This is a genomic window from Erwinia sp. AnSW2-5, assembly GCF_045107195.1.
In the GTDB taxonomy this organism is placed as follows: domain Bacteria; phylum Pseudomonadota; class Gammaproteobacteria; order Enterobacterales; family Enterobacteriaceae; genus Erwinia.
This window is the reverse complement of record NZ_JBJGXA010000031.1, coordinates 101,519-120,654: the sequence shown is the minus strand read 5'-3', so window position 1 is coordinate 120,654 and position 19,136 is coordinate 101,519. Positions and strand designations below refer to the sequence as shown.

Below are 19,136 nucleotides of genomic sequence, written 5' to 3'. Positions count from 1 at the left end.
TTTTGGTGCGGATGAGTCATTTGCGCTAAAAGGGGAAATTTGTCAGCCAATTCAGCAGTTTTTTATCTCGCGCTTTTAGTCCATGCTGGATGCTACTTCCTTCTCAGAGACAACCCGATGACCAAAAATCTGAATAAAGACACCCAGGTCTGTATGTCACTGGCGGCACGGCCGGGCAATTTTGGCACCCGTTTCCATAACTATCTCTATGACGCTCTCGATCTCGATTATCTCTACAAAGCCTTTACCACCACCGATTTGAAGGCGGCGATTGGCGGCGTGCGGGCGCTGGGTATTCGCGGCTGTGCTATTTCTATGCCGTTTAAAGAGGCCTGCATTCCCCTGCTGGATGAGCTGGATGCCTCCGCGAAGGCGATCAATTCTGTCAATACCATCGTCAACACCGATGGCTACCTGAAAGCCTATAACACCGACTACATTGCCATCTTTAACCTGTTGAAACAGTATCAGGTGCCCACCGGGCTGACCTTCGCCCTGCGCGGCAGTGGCGGCATGGCAAAAGCGGTGGCCTGTGCCTTAAAAGACAGCGGTTTTCATCAGGGCTATATCATTGCGCGTAACGAAACCAGCGGCCGCGAACTGGCGGATTTGTACGGTTTTGAATGGCGCGCTGAGCTTGACGGTTTACAGCCAGGATTGCTGATCAATGCCACGCCGACCGGAATGGCGGGCGGTGCGGATGCCGATGCATTGTCATTTGATCGTGCAGCGATTGATGCCGCCAGCGTGATTTTTGAAGTGGTGGCGCTGCCAGAACTGACACCGCTGGTGCAGTACGCGCGCAGCCAGAAGAAAACAGTGATTACGGGTTCTGAAGTGTTTGCTATTCAGGCGGTGGAACAATTTGCACTGTATACCGGAGTACGCCCGGATGATGCGCTGTTTCGCAAAGCGGCGGCACATGCACGACAGGGATAAGGTGACGTGCGGGCGGCCTGTTCAGCGCTTATCCATCACCATTTTGACTGCCAGCCCGGCCAGTACCGTTCCCATCAGCCAGCGCTGGGCTTTCTGCCAGCCAGGACGGCCAGCAAGGAAGGCCGCGATGCTGCCAGCGGCAAAAACAATCAGGCTGTTCACCAGCATACTGGTCAAAATTTGCGTGAAGCCCAGCGTCAGCGATTGTGCCAGCACATTGCCCTGCTCCGGGTGGATAAACTGCGGCAACAGAGTGAGATAGATCACTGCCGTTTTGGGGTTCAGCAGATTGGTCAGCAGCCCCATTGTAAATAGCTTACGCGGGCTGTCCGGCGGCAGGTCGCGCAGTTGAAACGGCGATTTCCCGCCGAACAGCGCCTGCCAGGCCATCCACAGTAAATAGGCCGCACCGGCTAAACGCAATGCGTCATAAGCCATCGGCACCGCCATCACTAACGCGGTGATCCCCAGCGCAGCGCAGACCATGTAAAACATAAAGCCCAGCGCCACGCCGCACAGAGAGATATACCCGGCCCTGCGCCCCTGGCAAAGGGAGCGCGAGATCAGGTAAATCATATTGGGTCCGGGCGTCAACACCATCCCGAGGGCGATGGCGGCAAAGGGTAAAAGCTGGGAAGGCGTCACCATTTCAACCGCCTCTTTTTATCGGTTAAGCGCGAACGGTGTCGTCACCGTAAGCCACCCACTTGTAAGTGGTCAGTGCTTCCAGGCCCATCGGGCCACGTGCATGCAGCTTCTGGGTGCTGACAGCCACCTCAGCGCCAAGACCAAACTGGCCGCCATCAGTAAAGCGGGTACTGGCGTTGACGTAGACTGCCGACGAATCCACTTCGTTAACAAAGCGATCGGCATGCTGGATGGTGCGCGTCAGAATCGCATCAGAGTGCTGCGTGCCGTACTCACGAATATGGGCAATGCCCTCGTCCAGCGAGTCCACCAGCTTAACGTTCAGATCCAGCGCCAGCCACTCATCGCGGTACTGCGCTTCGGTGACCGCACTGACGCTGGCCGGGCCGTTGCTTAACAGCGGCAGCGAACGCGGATCGGCATGCAGTGTGATGCCTTCCTGCGCCATACGCGCACTCAGAGCAGGCAGGAATGTGTCGGCTATCGCCGCATCTATCAGCAGGGTTTCCACCGAGTTACAGGCGCTTGGGCGCTGCTTCTTGGCGTTAACGATCACGCTCAGCGCCGCATCCTGTTCAATGCTGCGATCAACATAGATATGGCAAACACCGATACCGCCAGTGATCACCGGAATGGTGGACTGCTCGCGGCACAGCTTGTGCAGCCCGGCACCGCCGCGCGGGATCAGCATATCGACGTAGCGATCGAGCTTCAGCAGTTGATTCACCAGTTCACGATCCGGGCTTTCAATCGCCTGCACCGCACCCGCTGGCAGGCCGTGCTGCTTCAGGGCATCCTGAATCACCCGCACGGTGGCACCGTTGGTGCGATACGTCTCTTTGCCACCGCGCAGGATCACCGCATTGCCGGTTTTCAGGCACAGGCTGGCAACGTCCACGGTCACGTTCGGACGCGCTTCATAAATCACACCGACGACACCCAGCGGCACGCGGCGGCGCTCAATACGCAGCCCGCTATCCAGCTTGCCGCCGTCGATGACGACGCCAACCGGATCGGCCAGACGGCACACCTGACGCACATCATCAGCAATCCCTTTCAGGCGCGTTTGATCCAGCATCAGGCGATCCAGCAGCGCGGCACTCATGCCGTTCTGGCGTGCATCCGCCAGGTCGAGTTCATTGGCGGCCAGAATGGAAGCGCTCTGCGCTTCCAGATGGTCAGCAATCGTCATCAGCACCTGATTTTTCTGCGCGGTCGACAGCACCGACAGCTGATACGAAGCGGCCTTAGCGGCCTTACCCATTTGTACAAGCATGCGTATTCCTTAAGAAACAATCATATCGTCGCGGTGGATCGCCACCGGACCATATTCATAACCTAAAATTTCGCTGATCTGCTGGGAGTGATGCCCGGCAATCATCCGCATGGCATCGCTGTTATAGCGCGATACGCCGTGGGCAACATCGCGCCCCTGCAGGCTGCGAATGCGGATCACTTCACCACGCGAGAAGTTGCCGCTGATTTCACGAATACCTTTAGGTAACAATGAGCTGCCGCGTTCCAGAATCGCCGACAGCGCGCCATCATCCACCACCAGCTCACCGGCCGGAGGCGCACCGAAGATCCAGCGTTTGCGGTTCTCCAGCGGGGTTTCAAAAGCGTGGAAGCGGGTGCCAACCGGGTTGGAGGCAATCACATCAGCAATCACGCCAGGGCGGTTCCCTGCGGCAATGATGGTGTCGATGCCGGCACGACAGGCGACATCCGCCGCCTGCAGTTTGGTCGCCATACCGCCCGTTCCCAGGCCTGAAACACTGTCGCCCGCCAGCGCTCGCAGCGCATCATCGATGCCGTGAACATCGCGGATCAGCTCGGCTTCCGGGTTATTACGCGGATCGGCAGTAAACAGCCCCTGCTGATCGGTAAGCAGCAGCAGTTTATCGGCACCGGCCAGAATGGCCGCCAGCGCAGAGAGATTATCGTTATCACCCACTTTAATTTCAGCAGTAGCAACCGCGTCATTTTCGTTGATAACGGGAACGATATGGTTATCGAGCAGCGCGCGCATGGTGTCTCGGGCGTTAAGGAAACGCTCACGATCTTCAAGGTCCGCGCGGGTCAGCAGCATCTGGCCGATATGAATACCGTAGATCGAGAACAGCTGTTCCCACAGCTGGATCAGACGGCTCTGCCCCACCGCAGCCAGCAGCTGCTTTGAGGCGATGGTCGGGGGCAGTTCCGGGTAGCCAAGGTGCTCACGCCCCGCCGCCATCGCGCCAGAGGTCACAATCACAATCCGATGGCCCGCGGCATGTTGCTGTGCGCACTGACGCACCAGCTCCACGATATGTGCCCGATTCAACCGACGCGATCCGCCGGTCAGTACGCTGGTCCCCAGTTTCACCACCAGGGTCTGGCTGCTGCTCATTATTTCCTGCCATTTCGTAAAAAAGAGTACAAAGAAACGTTTTAGCAGGTGTGGTGCCCGAAGCCAACAGCCAGCGCGGGAAAAGGACGAAAAAGCCCTGACCACTTGCTAGTCTAAAAGTTCGCAATTAACAATAAATGTTTAAAACTGTAATAAAACTTTAATGGAGAAAGGGTAAAAAGTCCGTGCTTCGAACAGAGCCTTCGGGCCGTTTATTAATTTTACTCTTTCGGGATTGATAGCAAAATGATGAAGAAAAGCGCACTGGCAATCTTAACCGCAGCTCTGGCCCTGTCCACCGCTGCACAAGCCGCAGAAGTCTATAACAAAGACGGCAACAAACTGGATTTCTACGGCAAAGTTAAAGCAATGCGTTATATGAGTGATGCGGAAACTAACGCCGGCAACAACGCTGACAAATCTTATGTTCGCATCGGCTTCAAGGGCCAGACCCAGATTAACGACCAGCTGACCGGTTACGGCCAGTGGGAATATAACTTCAACGCCAGCAACTCCGAAGGCGGTGCTGATGCGCAAACCGGTAACAAAACCCGTCTGGGCTTTGCCGGTCTGAAACTGAAAGATTTCGGTTCAATCGACTACGGTCGTAACTACGGTGTGATCTACGACGTGGAAGCCTGGACCGATATGATGCCTGAGTTTGGCGGCACCGGTTACACCCGCGCTGACACCTACATGCTGACCCGCGGTAACAGCATGCTGACCTACCGTAACAATGATTTCTTCGGTCTGGTGGATGGCCTGAAATTTGCCCTGCAATACCAGGGTAAGAACGATGCATCAACCTCTTCCGGTCGTAGCGGCAACGTATCTAACGGTGATGGCTACGGTGCTTCCGTTGCTTACACCATCGTTGATGGTCTGAGCGTAAATGGTGCAGTTTCTTCTTCGAACCGTCTGATTGGTACTTCTCAGAAAGAGAACCAGTACGGTTCAGGTGACAAAGCTGAGGCCTGGGCAACCGGTCTGAAATATGACAACAACGGTGTTTACCTGGCAACCACCTACGCTGAAACACGCAACATGAACCCGATCAGCGTCCCGGGCAGCTTTAGCAATAATGTTGTGAACCAGAACGGTTACGCCAATAAAGTTCAGAACTTCGAAGTGGTTGCGCAGTATCAGTTCGATTTCGGCCTGCGTCCGTCCCTGGCTTACGTTCAGACCAAAGCCAAAGATGTTGAAAACGGTGTGGGTGATGCAGATATGGTGAAGTTTGTTGATGTGGGCGCGACTTACTACTTCAACAAAAACATGTCGACCTTCGTCGATTATAAAATCAACTTGCTGAACGATGATAACAAACTGGGTATGAATACCGACGATATCGTTGCTGTGGGTGTGATGTACCAGTTCTAATCCCTTTAACGCTGTGACACGCCACTGCCGCAGCGCTGAATGATTTACCCCTCGTTATGTGTCTAAAACAAAGGCTGGAGCAATCCAGCCTTTTCTTATTGGGGTCAGAAATAAACAGGCAGGACTAGGCGGTCAGTTTAACCGGCTGGTCAGCAAAACCCTCGGCCGGGATCAATCCCAGCTCTATCTCTGCTAACAGCGCCTTTAAACGCTCATGAAAGTTACGTAACGTCTCTTCAAGACGGGCATTATTATCCTTACCCTTTACCGTGCTCGGCTTCCAGTTGCCTTCTTTATCAAACAGACCAAAGTGGTACTCATAGGTGAAATGGTCAGTTTTGGCTTCCAGCTCCATCCACCAGCCCCAGAACTCACGCAGTTCCGGTTCAGGTTTCACATTGACGCAAACGGCCAGGCAATCAAAGAAAAAGCGCTCGCCTTCGCACTTGCCTTCACGGATGTAAGGACCTAAAGAGTGAAAGCGCTTGATCAGCCGACTCTTAGGATGTCCACTCGGTAACGTCATCGTTCAAACCTCCATAATTGAGTCTATAGTTGTAGCAAACTATTGAATATTCGCAACTCATACGTCTAAGTGCTGTGCCAGCCAGTCACAAATGTCACGCAGGCCTTTATCAAAATTCGCCATTGCCGGGGAGGTATTGATCTTTAACAAACGGCCAGAGCTGGAGGAGTTGGTGATCAGCCGGGATTCTTCTTCCGGGCTAAACGGATCGTGAGCCCAGTAACCGGAAAGCATCGGGGTCGGGCAACGGCGGCCCAGAAGCCCCTGAATTTTCAGTGAGAAACGGCTCAGTTCAGTGCGTAATGCGCTGTCGGATGTCCCTGACATGCCAAGGCGACTCGCCAGCATATCCATATACATCTCAGGGACGCGATCCTGCAAGTTGGTATCGCTGAGCAGGCTGTGTACCACGGGGCCAAGGCAGGCGACGCCGCGCAGACGCTGACTTTCCAGATAGGCCAACCTGACCGCAACGTTGGCACCAAAGCGGAAACCAAAGGCGGCCACGCGCGTGTGGTCTATCCAGGCCACATTTTCCATCTGACGCAGCACCTGCTGATGCAGGAAGCTGGAGTCCTGGGTCAGTTTCCATTTAGAGGAAAAGCCCACCGACGGCATATCGAGCGTCAGCATCGCAATGCCACGCGGGGCAAGGTAGTCATGGAACAGACGATAATGGTCGCTTTGCAGCGCATCAAGGCTGCCACACAGCAGCACGGTCGGATAAGGGGCTTTCGCGTCCGGCGGCATATGCAGGAAACCGGTCACCGGGCTGCCACCAGGAATAGCAAACTCCAGAGCTTTCAGTTCGCCAGGCAGACGGTGAGTGGCTTCTTCATAAGCCCGGCTCGCCAGCACTTGCGCCTGCTCTGCCAGTTCATCCTCTTTCAGATGCGGATAGCCCGCCACGCTGTAAAGGTGCGCCGCATGCAGCCAGTACTGGCCGGCTTGCTCATCATCATCACATTCGCTGGCCTTCTGCTGCCAGAGCGCTGCCTGTTTTGACCACTCATAGATCCAGTTACCGCCGCGATACCCCATCACCGTGTCCAGCAGCTGATCGTCGGTATGCTCAACGGTGCTGACAGCGATACGTGCCAACACTTCACTCACTTCCTGCGGCGTCAGCCCGCGCCAGGTCCACAGCAGGCGATTAATCATGCGATACCAACCCGCATGGGTTACACCATCCAGCGTAGACTGAATGCTTAACGGACGATGATGATGCAGACGTCGCACCAGCGATGAGGTTTCCGGGTGTTTAAAGCGCGGTTTGAAGAGTTCTTCGCTGAGGTTTTTCGGCGACATAGCAGGGCGATCCTCTGGCGTACGGGTAAGATTCGAGTCTACCGTAGCAGGGGAGTTCACGCGAAGGGTAAAAACAGACGTGCCCGACAGAATCGGGCACGCGTTGATCTAACACACTAAATCTTGCCGATTATAAAGCGAAGTGATCAGCTTTTAACCAGCGGGGGAATATAGGCAATGCCCATATCCCACGGCTGTTCAATCCAGGTGTTTTGCGGGATGTCGATAACATAATCATCCACCAGCGGGCGTCCGGCTGGTTTAGCGAAAATCGTCACGAAATGCGCTTTCGGGTACATCTCACGGATAGCCTGTGCGGTGCCACCGGTGTCCACCAGGTCATCGATCACGATGAAACCTTCACCATCCCCTTCTGCACGCTTCAGCACGGTCATTGCGCGCTGGTTGTCGTGATCGTAGCTGGAGATGCAAACGGTGTCGACGTGGCGGATACACAACTCACGCGCCAGTAAGGCGGCAGGTACCAGACCACCACGGCTGACGGCAATAATGCCTTTCCACTGTTCAGCAGGCAGAAGGCGCTCGGCCAGTTTACGGGCATGGATTTGCAGCATGTCCCAGGTGACGATGTATTTTTCACTCATTAAAAGAATCCCGACCAATGAAATTGGCTTAAAAATTGTGCAAGGGGAGCGGTTGCGCAAAATTATAGTGATCTGAGGCACTAAAAACCAGCCCGCTGCACCCGGTATCCCCCTTTTTTCCTGGGGCATCGTGAGCATGTGTCAGAAAACGGTGATATTCTTTTGCCATCGCGTCAGATTCGCTGACGGGAATTTTCCAACCGATATCAATGCATGCCTCCTGCCTGCACGGCAGAAAGGTGGTGCTGACACAGGAGAGTTATCGTGTCTGAATTGTCTCAATTATCCCCGCAGCCACTGTGGGATATTTTTGCCAAAATTTGCTCCATTCCCCATCCTTCTTATCATGAGGAACAACTGGCTGCCCATGTGATTGCCTGGGCGACGGAGCAGGGTTTTTGGAATGAGCGCGACCAGGTGGGTAACATCCTGATCCGTAAACCTGCCACACCGGGTTATGAAAACCGTCAACCTGTGGCGCTGCAGGCGCACCTGGATATGGTGCCGCAGAAAAACAACGACACGGTGCATGACTTTACCAAAGACCCGATTCAGCCGTGGATCGATGGCGAGTGGGTGAAAGCACGCGGCACCACGCTGGGTGCCGATAACGGTATTGGTATGGCTTCTGCACTGGCCGTACTGGCCGACAACAGCCTGGAGCATGGCCCGCTGGAAGTGTTGCTGACCATGACCGAAGAGACCGGAATGGTAGGTGCCTTCGGCTTGAAAGCGGGCTGGTTGCAGGCCGATATCTTGATCAACACCGATTCCGAAGAGGAAGGTGAGATCTATATGGGTTGTGCCGGTGGTATCGACTTTACCAGCACACTGCCGCTGACCCGTGAAGCGGTTCCGGCCGGTTATCAGACGGTGAAGCTGACGCTGAAAGGCCTGAAAGGCGGCCACTCCGGTTGTGATATTCACGTCGGCCTGGGCAACGCCAACAAACTGCTGGCGCGTTTCCTGTTCTCCCATGCGGCGGATCTCGACCTGCGTCTGGTGGACTTCAGCGGCGGTACGCTGCGCAATGCGATCCCGCGTGAAGCGTTCGCCACGCTGGCAGTGCCTGTTGCCAGCCTCGATAAGCTGAAGTCGCTGGCAGCCAGCTATCTGTTGACGCTGCAAAATGAGCTGAGCCTGAAAGAGAAGAATATTGCTGTGGTGGTCGAGGATCTGGCCCACGCGGAGCAGGCTCTGAGCACGACCAGCCGTGATACGTTTATTGCCCTGCTGAACAGCACCCCGAACGGCGTGATCCGTCAATCAGACGTGATGAAAGGCGTGGTGGAAACCTCACTGAACGTCGGCGTGGTGACGTTTGAAGGCAATGAAGCGAAGATCAACTCGCTGATCCGTTCACTGATCGACAGCGGTAAAGAGTACGTGGTGGAAATGCTCACTGCGCTCGGCCAGCTGGCCGGGGCGAAAACCCTCGCCAAAGGCAGCTATCCTGGCTGGCAGCCGGACGCCACCTCACCGGTGATGGCGCTGGTGCGTGAAACCTATGAAAAACTGTTCGATAAAACCCCGAACATTCAGGTGATCCACGCTGGTCTGGAGTGCGGTCTGTTTAAAGAACCTTACCCAAAGATGGACATGGTCTCAATTGGGCCGACCATCACCGGGCCACACTCCCCGGATGAGCAGGTGCATATTGCCAGCGTTGGCCTGTACTGGCAGTTGCTGACCGCGCTGTTGAAGGCGATCCCGGTTAAGTAATTTCCGTGATGGCAGACGGGCGGACCGAAACAGAAGGTCCGCCCCTACAACAATCTCGATCCGCCCTGACCATCCCAACAACAATCTCGATCCGCGTAGGGGTCAGGCATGCCTGACCCGCCGTTATAACCCCAACAACAACTGCCGTTCCAGCTGCGGGTCCAGCAGCGTCACATGTAGTCCAACCAACCTTACGCCGCGCCCTGCCCGCCGCTCATCCCAGGTGCTTCGTGCCACGGCAATCAAATCGTCTTTATTCAGCACCGGCCAGACATGCTCCTGCGTGGTCTGCTGGAAATCGGTAAACTTCAGCTTAACCCCCTGACGGGCAATCTGGCGATCCGGTTTAATGTGATCCAGCCGCCGGGCCAGTTCGTCGTACAGCAGGTCGATAATCGCCAGACAGGCTTCCCAGCTGTGAATATCCTCTGATAGCGTGCGCTCCACACCGAGGGATTTACGCTCGCGGGTGGTGATCACTTCCCGGTCATCAATGCCATTACTGCGCTCCCACAGCACGCGGCCAAACTTACCAAATCGCCTCAGCAAGGTGACCAGATCGGTGTTCTGCACATCGGCACAGGTGTTCAACCCCATCTCTTCTAACTTACGTGCCGTGACTTTTCCCACGCCGGGAATTTTTGCCAGCGGCAGGGCAAGCAGGAAGTCAGGCATCTGCTGTGGCGTGATCACAAACTGGCCGTTGGGTTTATTCATATCGGAGGCGATTTTTGCCAGAAACTTAATCGGCGCAATCCCGGCTGACGCGGTGAGATCCAGCTCCTGCTGGATGGTGTCGCGGATCTCACGCGCAATGAGTGTGGCCGATCCCTGACAATGCAGGCTGTCAGTGACATCCAGGTAAGCTTCATCGAGCGACAGCGGTTCAATCAGAGCGGTATAGCGGGAAAAGATATCACGAATATGGATGCTGGCTTCTTTATAGGCGTCATAGCGCCCCCGGATCACCGTCAGGTGCGGGCAGAGCTTAAGCGCCATCGCCGTTGACATCGCACTGTGTACGCCAAATTTTCGCGCCGGGTAGTTCGCCGTGCTGATCACGCCGCGCTGTTTTTCACTGCCGCCAATCGCGATGGGAATATCGCGCAGGCTCGGGTTATCGCGCATCTCCACTGCGGCAAAAAAGCAGTCCATATCCACGTGAATGATTTTGCGCATAGCCCCCTCCGATAACACTGTATAAGTATACAGTCAAATTATCAGAGTTCAATACGTAGCGGGGCACGCATAAATTAAGGTTTTTATTCTTCGCTATCTTGATAAAAAAATAGACAATGCTAAGGTGACGCAGCGATAGCGGAATTATCCGATATTGTCAGTACAGACGCCTTCCGGCGTTGCTTTCAACCCCTACATTTCAAGGGAACCAGAATGGGCAAAATCGCACTGCTGTTTGCGATGATTTTTCTGCCAGCCGTTGTCTTCGCCAGCGTACCGGATTCGGTTACTCCATTGGCGCCGGTAAGCAAAGAGTTAAAGAAACAATTACTGGGTACTCCCGTGTACCTGCAAATATTCAAAGAAGAGCGCACACTTGAACTGTACGGCAAGATCGGCAACGAATTCCGTCTACTGAACAGCTACCGCATCTGCAATTTTTCGGGTGGTTTAGGGCCAAAGCGCGTCCAGGGCGACTTCAAAAGCCCGGAAGGTTTTTACAGCGTGGGGCTTTCCCAGTTAAAACCCGACAGCCGCTTTTATCGCGCAATCAACGTCGGGTTTCCGAACGAATACGATCGCCAGCAGGGTTATCAGGGGAAATATCTGATGATTCACGGCAACTGCGTGTCAATTGGCTGCTATGCCATGACCGATGCCTATATGGACGAAATTTATCACTATGTGGAAGCGGCACTGCGCAACGGCCAGCAACGCGTTGAAGTCAGCATTTACCCGTTCCGCATGACCGATAGCAACATGCAGCGCCATCGCTACTCCACCTACATCAATTTCTGGAAGCAATTGCAGCCGGGTTACGCGCAGTTCGTGCAGACCAAACAGCCTCCGGCAGTCAATGTCAGCGATGGCAAGTACGTACTGAGCCGCCCGATGACAGGCAACTCAGGCGCACAGGAATCAGCGCTCGCGCTCACCCAGGCAAAATAACGCCCATTCACCTGGCTCAATCTTGTGCCAGGTTTCATTCGCCGTCAGCGGCTGAGTGGCAACCACTGTGACCACGTCATTCGGCGTGGTCTGCTTCTGAAAATCAATTTCCACATCCTGATCCAGCAATTTGGCTTTGCCGAACGGCGCACGTCGGGTGATCCAGAACAGATTGGTCGAACAGAACGCCATCAGATAGCGACCGTCCGACAGCAGCATGTTAAACACCCCTTTTTCACGCATCTCCGCCGCCAGTTCCGCAATATAGCGGAAAACGGCTGGCCAGTTGCCCGGCGTACGCGGATAGCGCGTGGTCAGCTTATGCAACAGCCAGCAGAAGGCCAGCTCACTGTCGGTTTCGCCAACGGGACGATAAGGCCCGGTATCGAGGTTTTTATAGCCTTTAAGCTGCCCGTTGTGCGCGTAGGTCCAGTTGCGCCCCCACAGCTCGCGGGTAAACGGGTGGGTATTTTCCAGCGACACTTCACCCCGGTTCGCCTGACGAATATGCGCCACCACCGAACAGGACTTAATCGGATACTCCTGCACCAGTCGGGCAATCGGCGATTGAAAACTGGGCTGGGGATCTTTAAATGTGCGGCAGCCTTTCCCTTCGTAAAAGGTAATGCCCCAGCCATCTTTATGCGGACCCGTTCCGCCGCCGCGCTGCACCAGCCCGGTAAAGCTAAAACAGATATCCGTCGGGACATTCGCGCTCATCCCAAGTAGTTCGCACACAGGATTACCTCGTGAAAATAGATTCTATCCCCAATGGATTTCACGTTGCAGGAAGGCGGCAAACGAGTGAATCCCCGGGAGCTTACACGAGTAAGTGACCGGGGTTCACGAGAGCAGCCAACGCATCTGCGGCGTGAAAGATGAAGGGGATTATTTGACCATTTCTTTTTCGATAAGCAGCATCAGGATATGAATCACTTTGATGTGAATTTCCTGAATACGGTCAGCATAGCCGAAATGCGGCACACGAATTTCCACGTCAGCCACGCCATCCATTTTGCCGCCGTCTTTACCGGTCAGGGTGATCACTTTCATCCCTTTGGCACGCGCCGCTTCAACCGCTTTAATAATGTTGCCGGAGTTGCCAGACGTGGAGATCCCTAACAGCACATCCCCTGCTTTACCCACGGCTTCAATGTAGCGAGAGAAAACAAAATCATAGCCAAAGTCATTGCTGACGCAGGACAGGTGGCTGACATCAGAAATCGCAATCGCCGGATAGCCAGGGCGGTTTTCACGGTAGCGCCCCGTCAGCTCCTCAGCAAAATGCATCGCATCGCAGTGGGAACCGCCATTACCACAGGAGAGCACCTTCCCACCCGCTTTAAATGAATCAGCCAGCAGCACGGCCGCGTGCTGGATCGCCTCGATGTTTGCATCTTCACTAAGAAATTTATTCAGCGTCTCTGCCGCTTCGTTCAGCTCGGCACGAATGATGTCCTGATACATAGGGATGTCCTTTAAGGAAAGAGTTACTGTAGGAGTTTATCAAGTTGCCAGAGAGCCGGGAAGCGATCTCCCCGCCCCCCGGAGGGATTAACGCTTCGTGCCGCCGCTTTGTGAGCCAGGTTGTAATTATTATGTAAACAGATTGCACCTGAAGCCGTGGTAATCTAAACATATACCCAACAGGTCGGACCTCTTACTACTTACGGAGCACATGTTATGATGGTTCTCAGTATTGTGGCGACGATCGTGCTGATTGGCGCCCTGTTTTATCACCGTATCAATCTGCTGGCTGCCAGTGCTGCCTTGCTGTTCTGGACTGCTGTCCTCGGCTTTTCCGGTTTGTGGACGCTTTGGCTGCTGGTCCCGCTGGTGCTGATTCTGCTGCCGTTTACGCTTCTGCCAGTGCGCCAGGCGCTGTTCAGCAAACCGATACTGAACACTTTCCAGAAAGTGATGCCGCCGATGTCACGCACCGAAAAAGAAGCCATCGATGCTGGCACAACCTGGTGGGAAGGCGATCTGTTCCGCGGTACGCCAGACTGGAAAAAACTGCATGCCTACCCGCAGCCGCGACTGACGCCGGAAGAGCAGGCGTTTATTGACGGTCCGGTTGAAGAAGCCTGCCGCATGGCAAATGACTTCCAGATCACCCATGAAATGGCCGATCTGCCGCCGGAGCTGTGGGCGTATCTGAAACAGCACCGCTTCTTCGCCATGATTATCAAGAAAGAGTACGGCGGCCTGGAATTCTCGGCCTACGCTCAGGCAAGCGTGCTGCAAAAACTGTCTGGCGTCTCCGGGATTCTGGCGATCACCGTGGGTGTGCCTAACTCCCTTGGCCCCGGCGAACTGCTCCAGCATTACGGTACGGAAGCGCAGAAAGATCACTATCTGCCCCGCCTGGCACGCGGCCAGGAGATCCCCTGCTTTGCCCTGACCAGCCCGGAAGCGGGTTCCGATGCCGGAGCCATCCCCGATGTCGGCGTGGTATGCATGGGCGAATGGGAGGGTCAGCAGGTGCTGGGTATGCGCCTCACCTGGAACAAACGCTATATCACCCTTGCGCCTATTGCGACCGTGCTCGGCCTGGCGTTTAAGCTTTCCGACCCCGACCATCTGCTGGGTGAAACGGAAGAATTAGGCATCACCTGTGCGCTGATCCCCACCCAGACGCCGGGCGTGGAGATCGGCCAACGTCACTTCCCGCTCAACGTGCCATTCCAGAACGGCCCAACGCGCGGCAAAGACATCTTTGTGCCGATTGATTTTATTATCGGTGGCCCGGAAATGGCCGGACAAGGCTGGCGGATGCTGGTTGAATGTCTGTCAGTTGGCCGGGGTATTACTCTGCCTTCTAACTCTACCGGCAGCCTGAAAAGCATTGCGCTGGCGATTGGCGCATATGCGCATATTCGTCGTCAGTTCCGCCTGCCGATTGGCAAAATGGAGGGGATTGAAGAACCGCTGGCGCGCATCGCCGGTAACACCTGGGTGATGGATGCCGCCGCCACGCTGATCACCAGCGGCATTATGCTCGGTGAAAAACCCGCAGTGCTGTCTGCCATCGTGAAATACCACTGTACCCATCGCGGCCAGCGGGCGATTGTCGATGCCATGGATATTGCGGGCGGTAAAGGCATTATGCTCGGCAGCAGCAACTTCCTTGCCCGTGCTTATCAGGGCGCACCAATTGCCATTACGGTGGAAGGCGCAAACATTCTGACCCGCAGCATGATTATCTTCGGCCAGGGTGCCATTCGTTGCCATCCTTACGTGCTGGAGGAGATGGCGGCAGCGCAGAATAATAATGTAGCTGCCTTTGATAAAGCGCTGTTCAGCCATATTGGCCACGTAGGCAGCAATACGCTGCGCAGCCTGTGGCTGGGGCTTACCGGGGGCCGCACTAGCGCCTCACCAACCCGCGATGCCACCCAGCGTTACTATCAGCACCTGAACCGCGTCAGTGCCAACCTGGCGCTGCTGTCAGATGTCTCAATGTCCGTACTTGGCGGCAGCCTGAAACGCCGTGAACGTATTTCGGCGCGTCTTGGCGATATCCTGAGCCAGCTCTATCTGGCCTCTGCGGCGCTGAAACGCTATGAGGATGAAGGACGTAACGAAGCCGATTTACCGCTGCTGCACTGGGGCGTGCAGGACGCACTGAATCAGGCCGATACCGCCATCGACGACCTGCTGCGCAACTTCCCGAACCGCCTGGTAGCGGGTCTGGTGCGCGCGGTGGTGTTCCCGACTGGCCGCCACAGCCGGGCGCCATCTGACCGACTGGATCATCAACTGGCGCTTATTTTGCAGGTGCCATCGGCCACCCGCAGCCGCCTGGGGCGCGGTCAGTATCTCGCACCAAGCGAACATAACCCGGCAGGCCAGCTGGAAGAAGCGCTGCAGGATGTGATGGCCGCAGAGGTGATCCATGATCGCCTGTGTAAACAGCAGAAAAAACATCTGTCGTTTACCCGGCTGGATGCCCTGGCAGCTCAAGGTCTGGAGGCTGGATGGATCACACAGGAAGAAGCCGACATTCTGATCCGTGCTGAAGTCAGCCGTCTGCGCTCCATTAACGTCGATGAATTCGCCGCTGATGCGCTGGCAACTCAGCCGGTCAAAGCCCCGGCAACTGTGCCGCGTAAGATTGAAGCCGCGTAAAATCAACAGGGTGGCCAGAAATGGGTCACCCTTTTTTTATTCCATCATTAATACCGATATTAAATATTAGCGCGCTATTGATCCGATCCCTCTTTTTATTCCTCCTCCCCCGGTCTTAATTTTAAACTAATAAAACTCGCTTATATTTCCTGCTAAAGCACATCGCTTTCCTCTGGGGGAATAATAATGACTGAAACGCAGCAGAACTTGAGTAAAATCCCGGCGATAACCGCCATCTTCTGGTTAATCAAAATTGCGGCAACCACGCTGGGTGAAACTGGGGGGGATGCAGTGACCATGTCCATGAACCTCGGTTATCTGACAGGTACGCTAATCTTTGCAGTGATCTTTATTGCGGCCGTGATTGTTCAAATTAAATCGCCGCGTTTTAACCCCTACATTTACTGGTTTACTGTTATTGCCACCACCACAGTGGGGACGACGCTGGCCGACTTTGCCGATCGCTCTTTAGGCATAGGTTACCTGGGTGGCTCTATTATTCTCAGCATGCTGCTACTCACCTCGTTATTATGCTGGCGCGCAATGTGTGGCACCGTGTCGGTCTATTCCGTGAATAACCGACAGGCAGAGATCTTTTACTGGGTCACGATTATGTTTTCCCAAACGCTGGGGACGGCGCTGGGCGACTGGACCGCAGATTCGGCCGGAATGGGTTATCTGGGTGGGATCGTGATTTTTGTTGTAGCACTGGTGGCTTTGCTGGGGTGTTATCTGTTTACCCGCTGGTCACGCACGGCGATTTTCTGGGCCGCTTTTATCCTGACGCGTCCACTCGGGGCGGTGGTCGGAGACTTCCTGGATAAACCGCTGGCACACGGTGGGCTGGAGTTAAGCCGTTACGGCGCCTCCCTCACGCTGATGCTGTTTATTGCCGTCTGCCTTCTGCTGCTGCCACAACGCTCTGCGCAGCGCGAAACGGCGTAACAAAACGCGGCGATCTGAAAGGCAAAGGGCCAATCGTAAAAACGGTTGGCCCTTTGCTATTACCCGCCGTATTCTCAGCCGTTCTGGCGGATACGTGCAATCAATGCTTCCACATCCGGCACATGGTCAGCCAGCAGGATCAGGCTGCGTCCCAGAATAATCGCCTGGCGCACGCATTCGATGCGCATCGCTTCATCTTCGATCTTCTTGATATCTGCCACCTGCGACATCCCCACGGTACGGCGGATCAGCTCGGTGCCGCAGTAACCAATGGTATCTCTCCACACCTTACGCAGGAACTCACGGGAGTAGCCTGGCACGGCCAGCGCACGATCACGGCTCTTCTCTGCCGCCAGCGCCAGGAAGCCCTCGGTGAAACTCAGCCACACTTCACGCACATCGTTAAGACGATTTTCACGTGCAGCGGCCGCTTCACGCGGTGGCAGCAGCCCCGGTGCCGCGCAGTAGCTGATCAACAGATTGCCCAGTGCGCTACCGATGTCAAAGCCCATCGGGCCGTAGAAACCGAACTCCGCATCAATCACCTTCAGGCGGCCTTCCTTCACGAAGATCGAACCGCTGTGAACATCCCCATGCAGCAGGGCTTCAGCGTGGCCGTAGAAACGATGCTTCAGGCCGCCAACGGCGACTCTTAAGGCCTCATCATCACGCAGGGACTCCGCCAGCGGCTCCAGCGCACGCGGGTAGGCATTACGCTCATGAACTTCGTAGGGTTCATTGAAGAACAGCTCTTCGGTGATATCGCACAGCTCCGGGTTGGTAAAACGGATCACGTCCGCTTTTTTCTGGTACGGATGCTGGAAGAAATCAGAGGTATGGAACAGGGTTTGCGCGAGATACTCACCCAACTGCCCTGCCGCCTGCGGATATTCAACGCCGTTCACCAGCTCGGTACGCCAGATGGCATGGTCAGAGAGATCTTCCATCACCATCACCGCCAGTTCAGGATCGTAATGCAGGATGTTGACCGTATGCTGCGGGCAAAATTTGCCGTGCTCAATCAGCACTTCGGCTTCCAGCCGCGCACGGTCGAGGGTGAGAGGCCAGGATTCGCCCACGCAGCGCACATAAGGCAGCGCCTGTTTGACGATCACCCGGCTGACGCCTGCCGTATCAAAAATCTTGAACACCAGGTTGAGGTTACCATCGCCCACTTCCTGCGAATCAACCAGCGACTCGGGATTCGCCACGCCGCCAAACTGGCGAGCATATTCCACGGCATCCGCTGCGGTGAACGTACGGTATTGCGACATTGATCTGCCCCTCAAAAATAACCCATGTTTCGTTGTAATAAGCCGTTCAGACGTCTATACATCCGTTAGCCATGTTGGCACAATATGATGCATTAAAGCAACCAGGATTTAACTCATGCAAACACTCAGTACCACCAGCTTACAGGTTCGTGATAATCAGCTTTGGATCCTCGACCAGCAGGCCCTTCCACAGCAGAAAATCTGGTGCCCGACACCGGATGTTGCCGAGCTGGTGGGTCATATTAAAGCCCTGCGTGTGCGCGGCGCTCCGCTGATCGGGCTGTCTGCCAGTCTGTTGCTGGCCCTGCTGGCCGAAAACGGCATGGCAAAACCGCAGCTGGCTGAGGCGCTGGAGGTGCTGCGTGCTTCGCGTCCGACGGCGGTGAACCTGATGAATAACCTCGACCGCATGAAGCTGGCCCTGGCGCAGGACGATTTCGTCAGCGCACTGAGCACGGAAGCCCTGCGTCTGATCGATGAAGATAAAGCGCTCTGTGACAGCATTGCCGTGGCGGGTAGCGCCCTGATTACCCCCGGCAGCCGTTTGCTGACGCACTGCAATACCGGCGGGCTGGCAACCGCAGGCGTTGGCACCGCGTTAGGGGTGATTGCTCGCGGCTGGCAGGAAGGCACCGTTGCCAGCGTCTGGGTCGATGAAACCCGCCCGCTGTTGCAGGGTGGCAGACTGACCGCCTGGGAACTGGGTGAACTGGGTGTTCCTTATCGTCTGATCTGTGACTCGATGGCTGCCAGCCTGATGGCTCAGGGACAAGTTGATGCTATCTGGGTGGGTGCTGACCGCATCGCTGCCAACGGTGACGTGGCGAACAAGATTGGCACTTACAGCCTGGCGGTACTGGCGAAGTATCACAACATTCCGTTCTACGTGGCGGCACCGCATACCACGCTGGATCGCGAATGCCCGAACGGGGATGCCATTCCAATTGAGCAGCGTGCTGCCCGCGAAGTGACCGGTGTGGCCGGAAGTTTTGGGGATGTACAGTGGGCGCCAGAAGATGCGCAGGTATATAACCCGGCGTTTGATGTAACGCCTGCATCACTGATTAGCGGCTGGGTGCTGGATACCGGCGTCGTGACCCCTGCGCAGGTAGAAGCGGGTGAGTTTCAGCCACGACTTTAAT

17 protein-coding genes are annotated in these 19,136 nt (G+C 55.4%); 7 read left to right on the top strand and 10 right to left on the bottom strand.

Annotation, left to right across the window (positions count from 1 at the left end; translation table 11 throughout):
• The first annotated feature begins 117 nt into the window (after window positions 1-117).
• A complete protein-coding gene (locus tag ACFL9S_RS18740) occupies window positions 118-939 on the top strand; it encodes a shikimate 5-dehydrogenase (protein ID WP_405263369.1) in 822 nt (273 codons plus the stop codon).
• A gap of 21 nt (window positions 940-960) precedes the next feature.
• Here the strand turns inward: ACFL9S_RS18740 and ACFL9S_RS18735 are convergent, their stop codons facing one another.
• From ACFL9S_RS18735 to proB, 3 genes are read right to left on the bottom strand one after another with little or no spacing between them, the layout of a single operon-like run.
• Entirely contained in the window at window positions 961-1,587 is a 627-nt protein-coding gene (locus ACFL9S_RS18735; RefSeq protein ID WP_405263368.1) for a LysE family translocator, read from the bottom strand.
• A 22-nt stretch (window positions 1,588-1,609) separates the two neighbouring features.
• Window positions 1,610-2,863, bottom strand: coding sequence for a glutamate-5-semialdehyde dehydrogenase (gene proA / locus ACFL9S_RS18730; RefSeq protein ID WP_405263367.1), 1,254 nt, complete (start codon window positions 2,861-2,863; stop codon window positions 1,610-1,612).
• A 9-nt stretch (window positions 2,864-2,872) separates the two neighbouring features.
• Window positions 2,873-3,976 (bottom strand): glutamate 5-kinase, encoded by a 1,104-nt coding sequence (proB, locus tag ACFL9S_RS18725; protein WP_405263366.1) that lies wholly within the window; start codon window positions 3,974-3,976, stop codon window positions 2,873-2,875.
• 246 nt (window positions 3,977-4,222) lie between these two features.
• Between proB and ACFL9S_RS18720 the strand changes: the two genes are divergently transcribed.
• Window positions 4,223-5,356 (top strand): porin, encoded by a 1,134-nt coding sequence (locus ACFL9S_RS18720; protein WP_405263365.1) that lies wholly within the window; start codon window positions 4,223-4,225, stop codon window positions 5,354-5,356.
• 124 nt (window positions 5,357-5,480) lie between these two features.
• Here the strand turns inward: ACFL9S_RS18720 and crl are convergent, their stop codons facing one another.
• From crl to gpt, 3 genes are all read right to left on the bottom strand, one after another.
• Window positions 5,481-5,882: a sigma factor-binding protein Crl gene (gene crl, locus ACFL9S_RS18715; RefSeq protein WP_405263364.1), complete on the bottom strand. Its 402-nt coding sequence runs from the start codon at window positions 5,880-5,882 to the stop codon at window positions 5,481-5,483.
• Between the two features lie 57 nt (window positions 5,883-5,939).
• Window positions 5,940-7,190 carry an esterase FrsA gene (gene frsA / locus ACFL9S_RS18710; protein WP_405263363.1) on the bottom strand — a complete coding sequence of 417 codons (1,251 nt, stop codon included), beginning with the start codon at window positions 7,188-7,190 and terminating at the stop codon, window positions 5,940-5,942.
• A 146-nt stretch (window positions 7,191-7,336) separates the two neighbouring features.
• Window positions 7,337-7,795, bottom strand: coding sequence for a xanthine phosphoribosyltransferase (gene gpt, locus ACFL9S_RS18705; protein ID WP_405263362.1), 459 nt, complete (start codon window positions 7,793-7,795; stop codon window positions 7,337-7,339).
• 264 nt (window positions 7,796-8,059) lie between these two features.
• Here gpt and pepD point away from each other — a divergent pair, with 264 nt between their 5' ends.
• The gene (gene pepD, locus ACFL9S_RS18700; protein WP_405263361.1) at window positions 8,060-9,517 is read left to right on the top strand and encodes a beta-Ala-His dipeptidase; all 1,458 of its coding nucleotides are present in this window, start codon (window positions 8,060-8,062) and stop codon (window positions 9,515-9,517) included.
• Between the two features lie 123 nt (window positions 9,518-9,640).
• Here the strand turns inward: pepD and dinB are convergent, their stop codons facing one another.
• Window positions 9,641-10,696, bottom strand: coding sequence for a DNA polymerase IV (gene dinB / locus ACFL9S_RS18695; RefSeq protein ID WP_405263360.1), 1,056 nt, complete (start codon window positions 10,694-10,696; stop codon window positions 9,641-9,643).
• A gap of 213 nt (window positions 10,697-10,909) precedes the next feature.
• On the opposite strand from dinB, the gene dpaA reads away from it, so the two are divergent.
• Window positions 10,910-11,644 (top strand): peptidoglycan meso-diaminopimelic acid protein amidase, encoded by a 735-nt coding sequence (gene dpaA / locus ACFL9S_RS18690; RefSeq protein ID WP_405263359.1) that lies wholly within the window; start codon window positions 10,910-10,912, stop codon window positions 11,642-11,644.
• On the opposite strand, the gene ACFL9S_RS18685 is transcribed toward dpaA, so the two are convergent.
• Together ACFL9S_RS18685 and lpcA are read right to left on the bottom strand one after the other, a co-directional pair.
• Window positions 11,615-12,382, bottom strand: coding sequence for a class II glutamine amidotransferase (locus ACFL9S_RS18685; protein WP_405263358.1), 768 nt, complete (start codon window positions 12,380-12,382; stop codon window positions 11,615-11,617). The genes dpaA and ACFL9S_RS18685 overlap by 30 nt on opposite strands.
• 150 nt (window positions 12,383-12,532) lie before the next feature.
• On the bottom strand, window positions 12,533-13,111 hold the full coding sequence (gene lpcA / locus ACFL9S_RS18680) for a D-sedoheptulose 7-phosphate isomerase (protein WP_405263357.1): 579 nt from the start codon (window positions 13,109-13,111) through the stop codon (window positions 12,533-12,535).
• Window positions 13,112-13,327: 216 nt separating this feature from the next.
• On the opposite strand from lpcA, the gene fadE reads away from it, so the two are divergent.
• Window positions 13,328-15,775 (top strand): acyl-CoA dehydrogenase FadE, encoded by a 2,448-nt coding sequence (gene fadE / locus ACFL9S_RS18675; protein ID WP_405263356.1) that lies wholly within the window; start codon window positions 13,328-13,330, stop codon window positions 15,773-15,775.
• A gap of 186 nt (window positions 15,776-15,961) precedes the next feature.
• Entirely contained in the window at window positions 15,962-16,720 is a 759-nt protein-coding gene (locus ACFL9S_RS18670; protein ID WP_405263355.1) for a hypothetical protein, read from the top strand.
• A 74-nt stretch (window positions 16,721-16,794) separates the two neighbouring features.
• Here the strand turns inward: ACFL9S_RS18670 and mtnK are convergent, their stop codons facing one another.
• The gene (gene mtnK / locus ACFL9S_RS18665; protein WP_405263354.1) at window positions 16,795-17,994 is read right to left on the bottom strand and encodes an S-methyl-5-thioribose kinase; all 1,200 of its coding nucleotides are present in this window, start codon (window positions 17,992-17,994) and stop codon (window positions 16,795-16,797) included.
• A gap of 115 nt (window positions 17,995-18,109) precedes the next feature.
• Between mtnK and mtnA the strand changes: the two genes are divergently transcribed.
• The gene (gene mtnA, locus ACFL9S_RS18660; RefSeq protein ID WP_405263353.1) at window positions 18,110-19,135 is read left to right on the top strand and encodes an S-methyl-5-thioribose-1-phosphate isomerase; all 1,026 of its coding nucleotides are present in this window, start codon (window positions 18,110-18,112) and stop codon (window positions 19,133-19,135) included.
• The last annotated feature ends 1 nt before the right edge of the window (window position 19,136 follow it).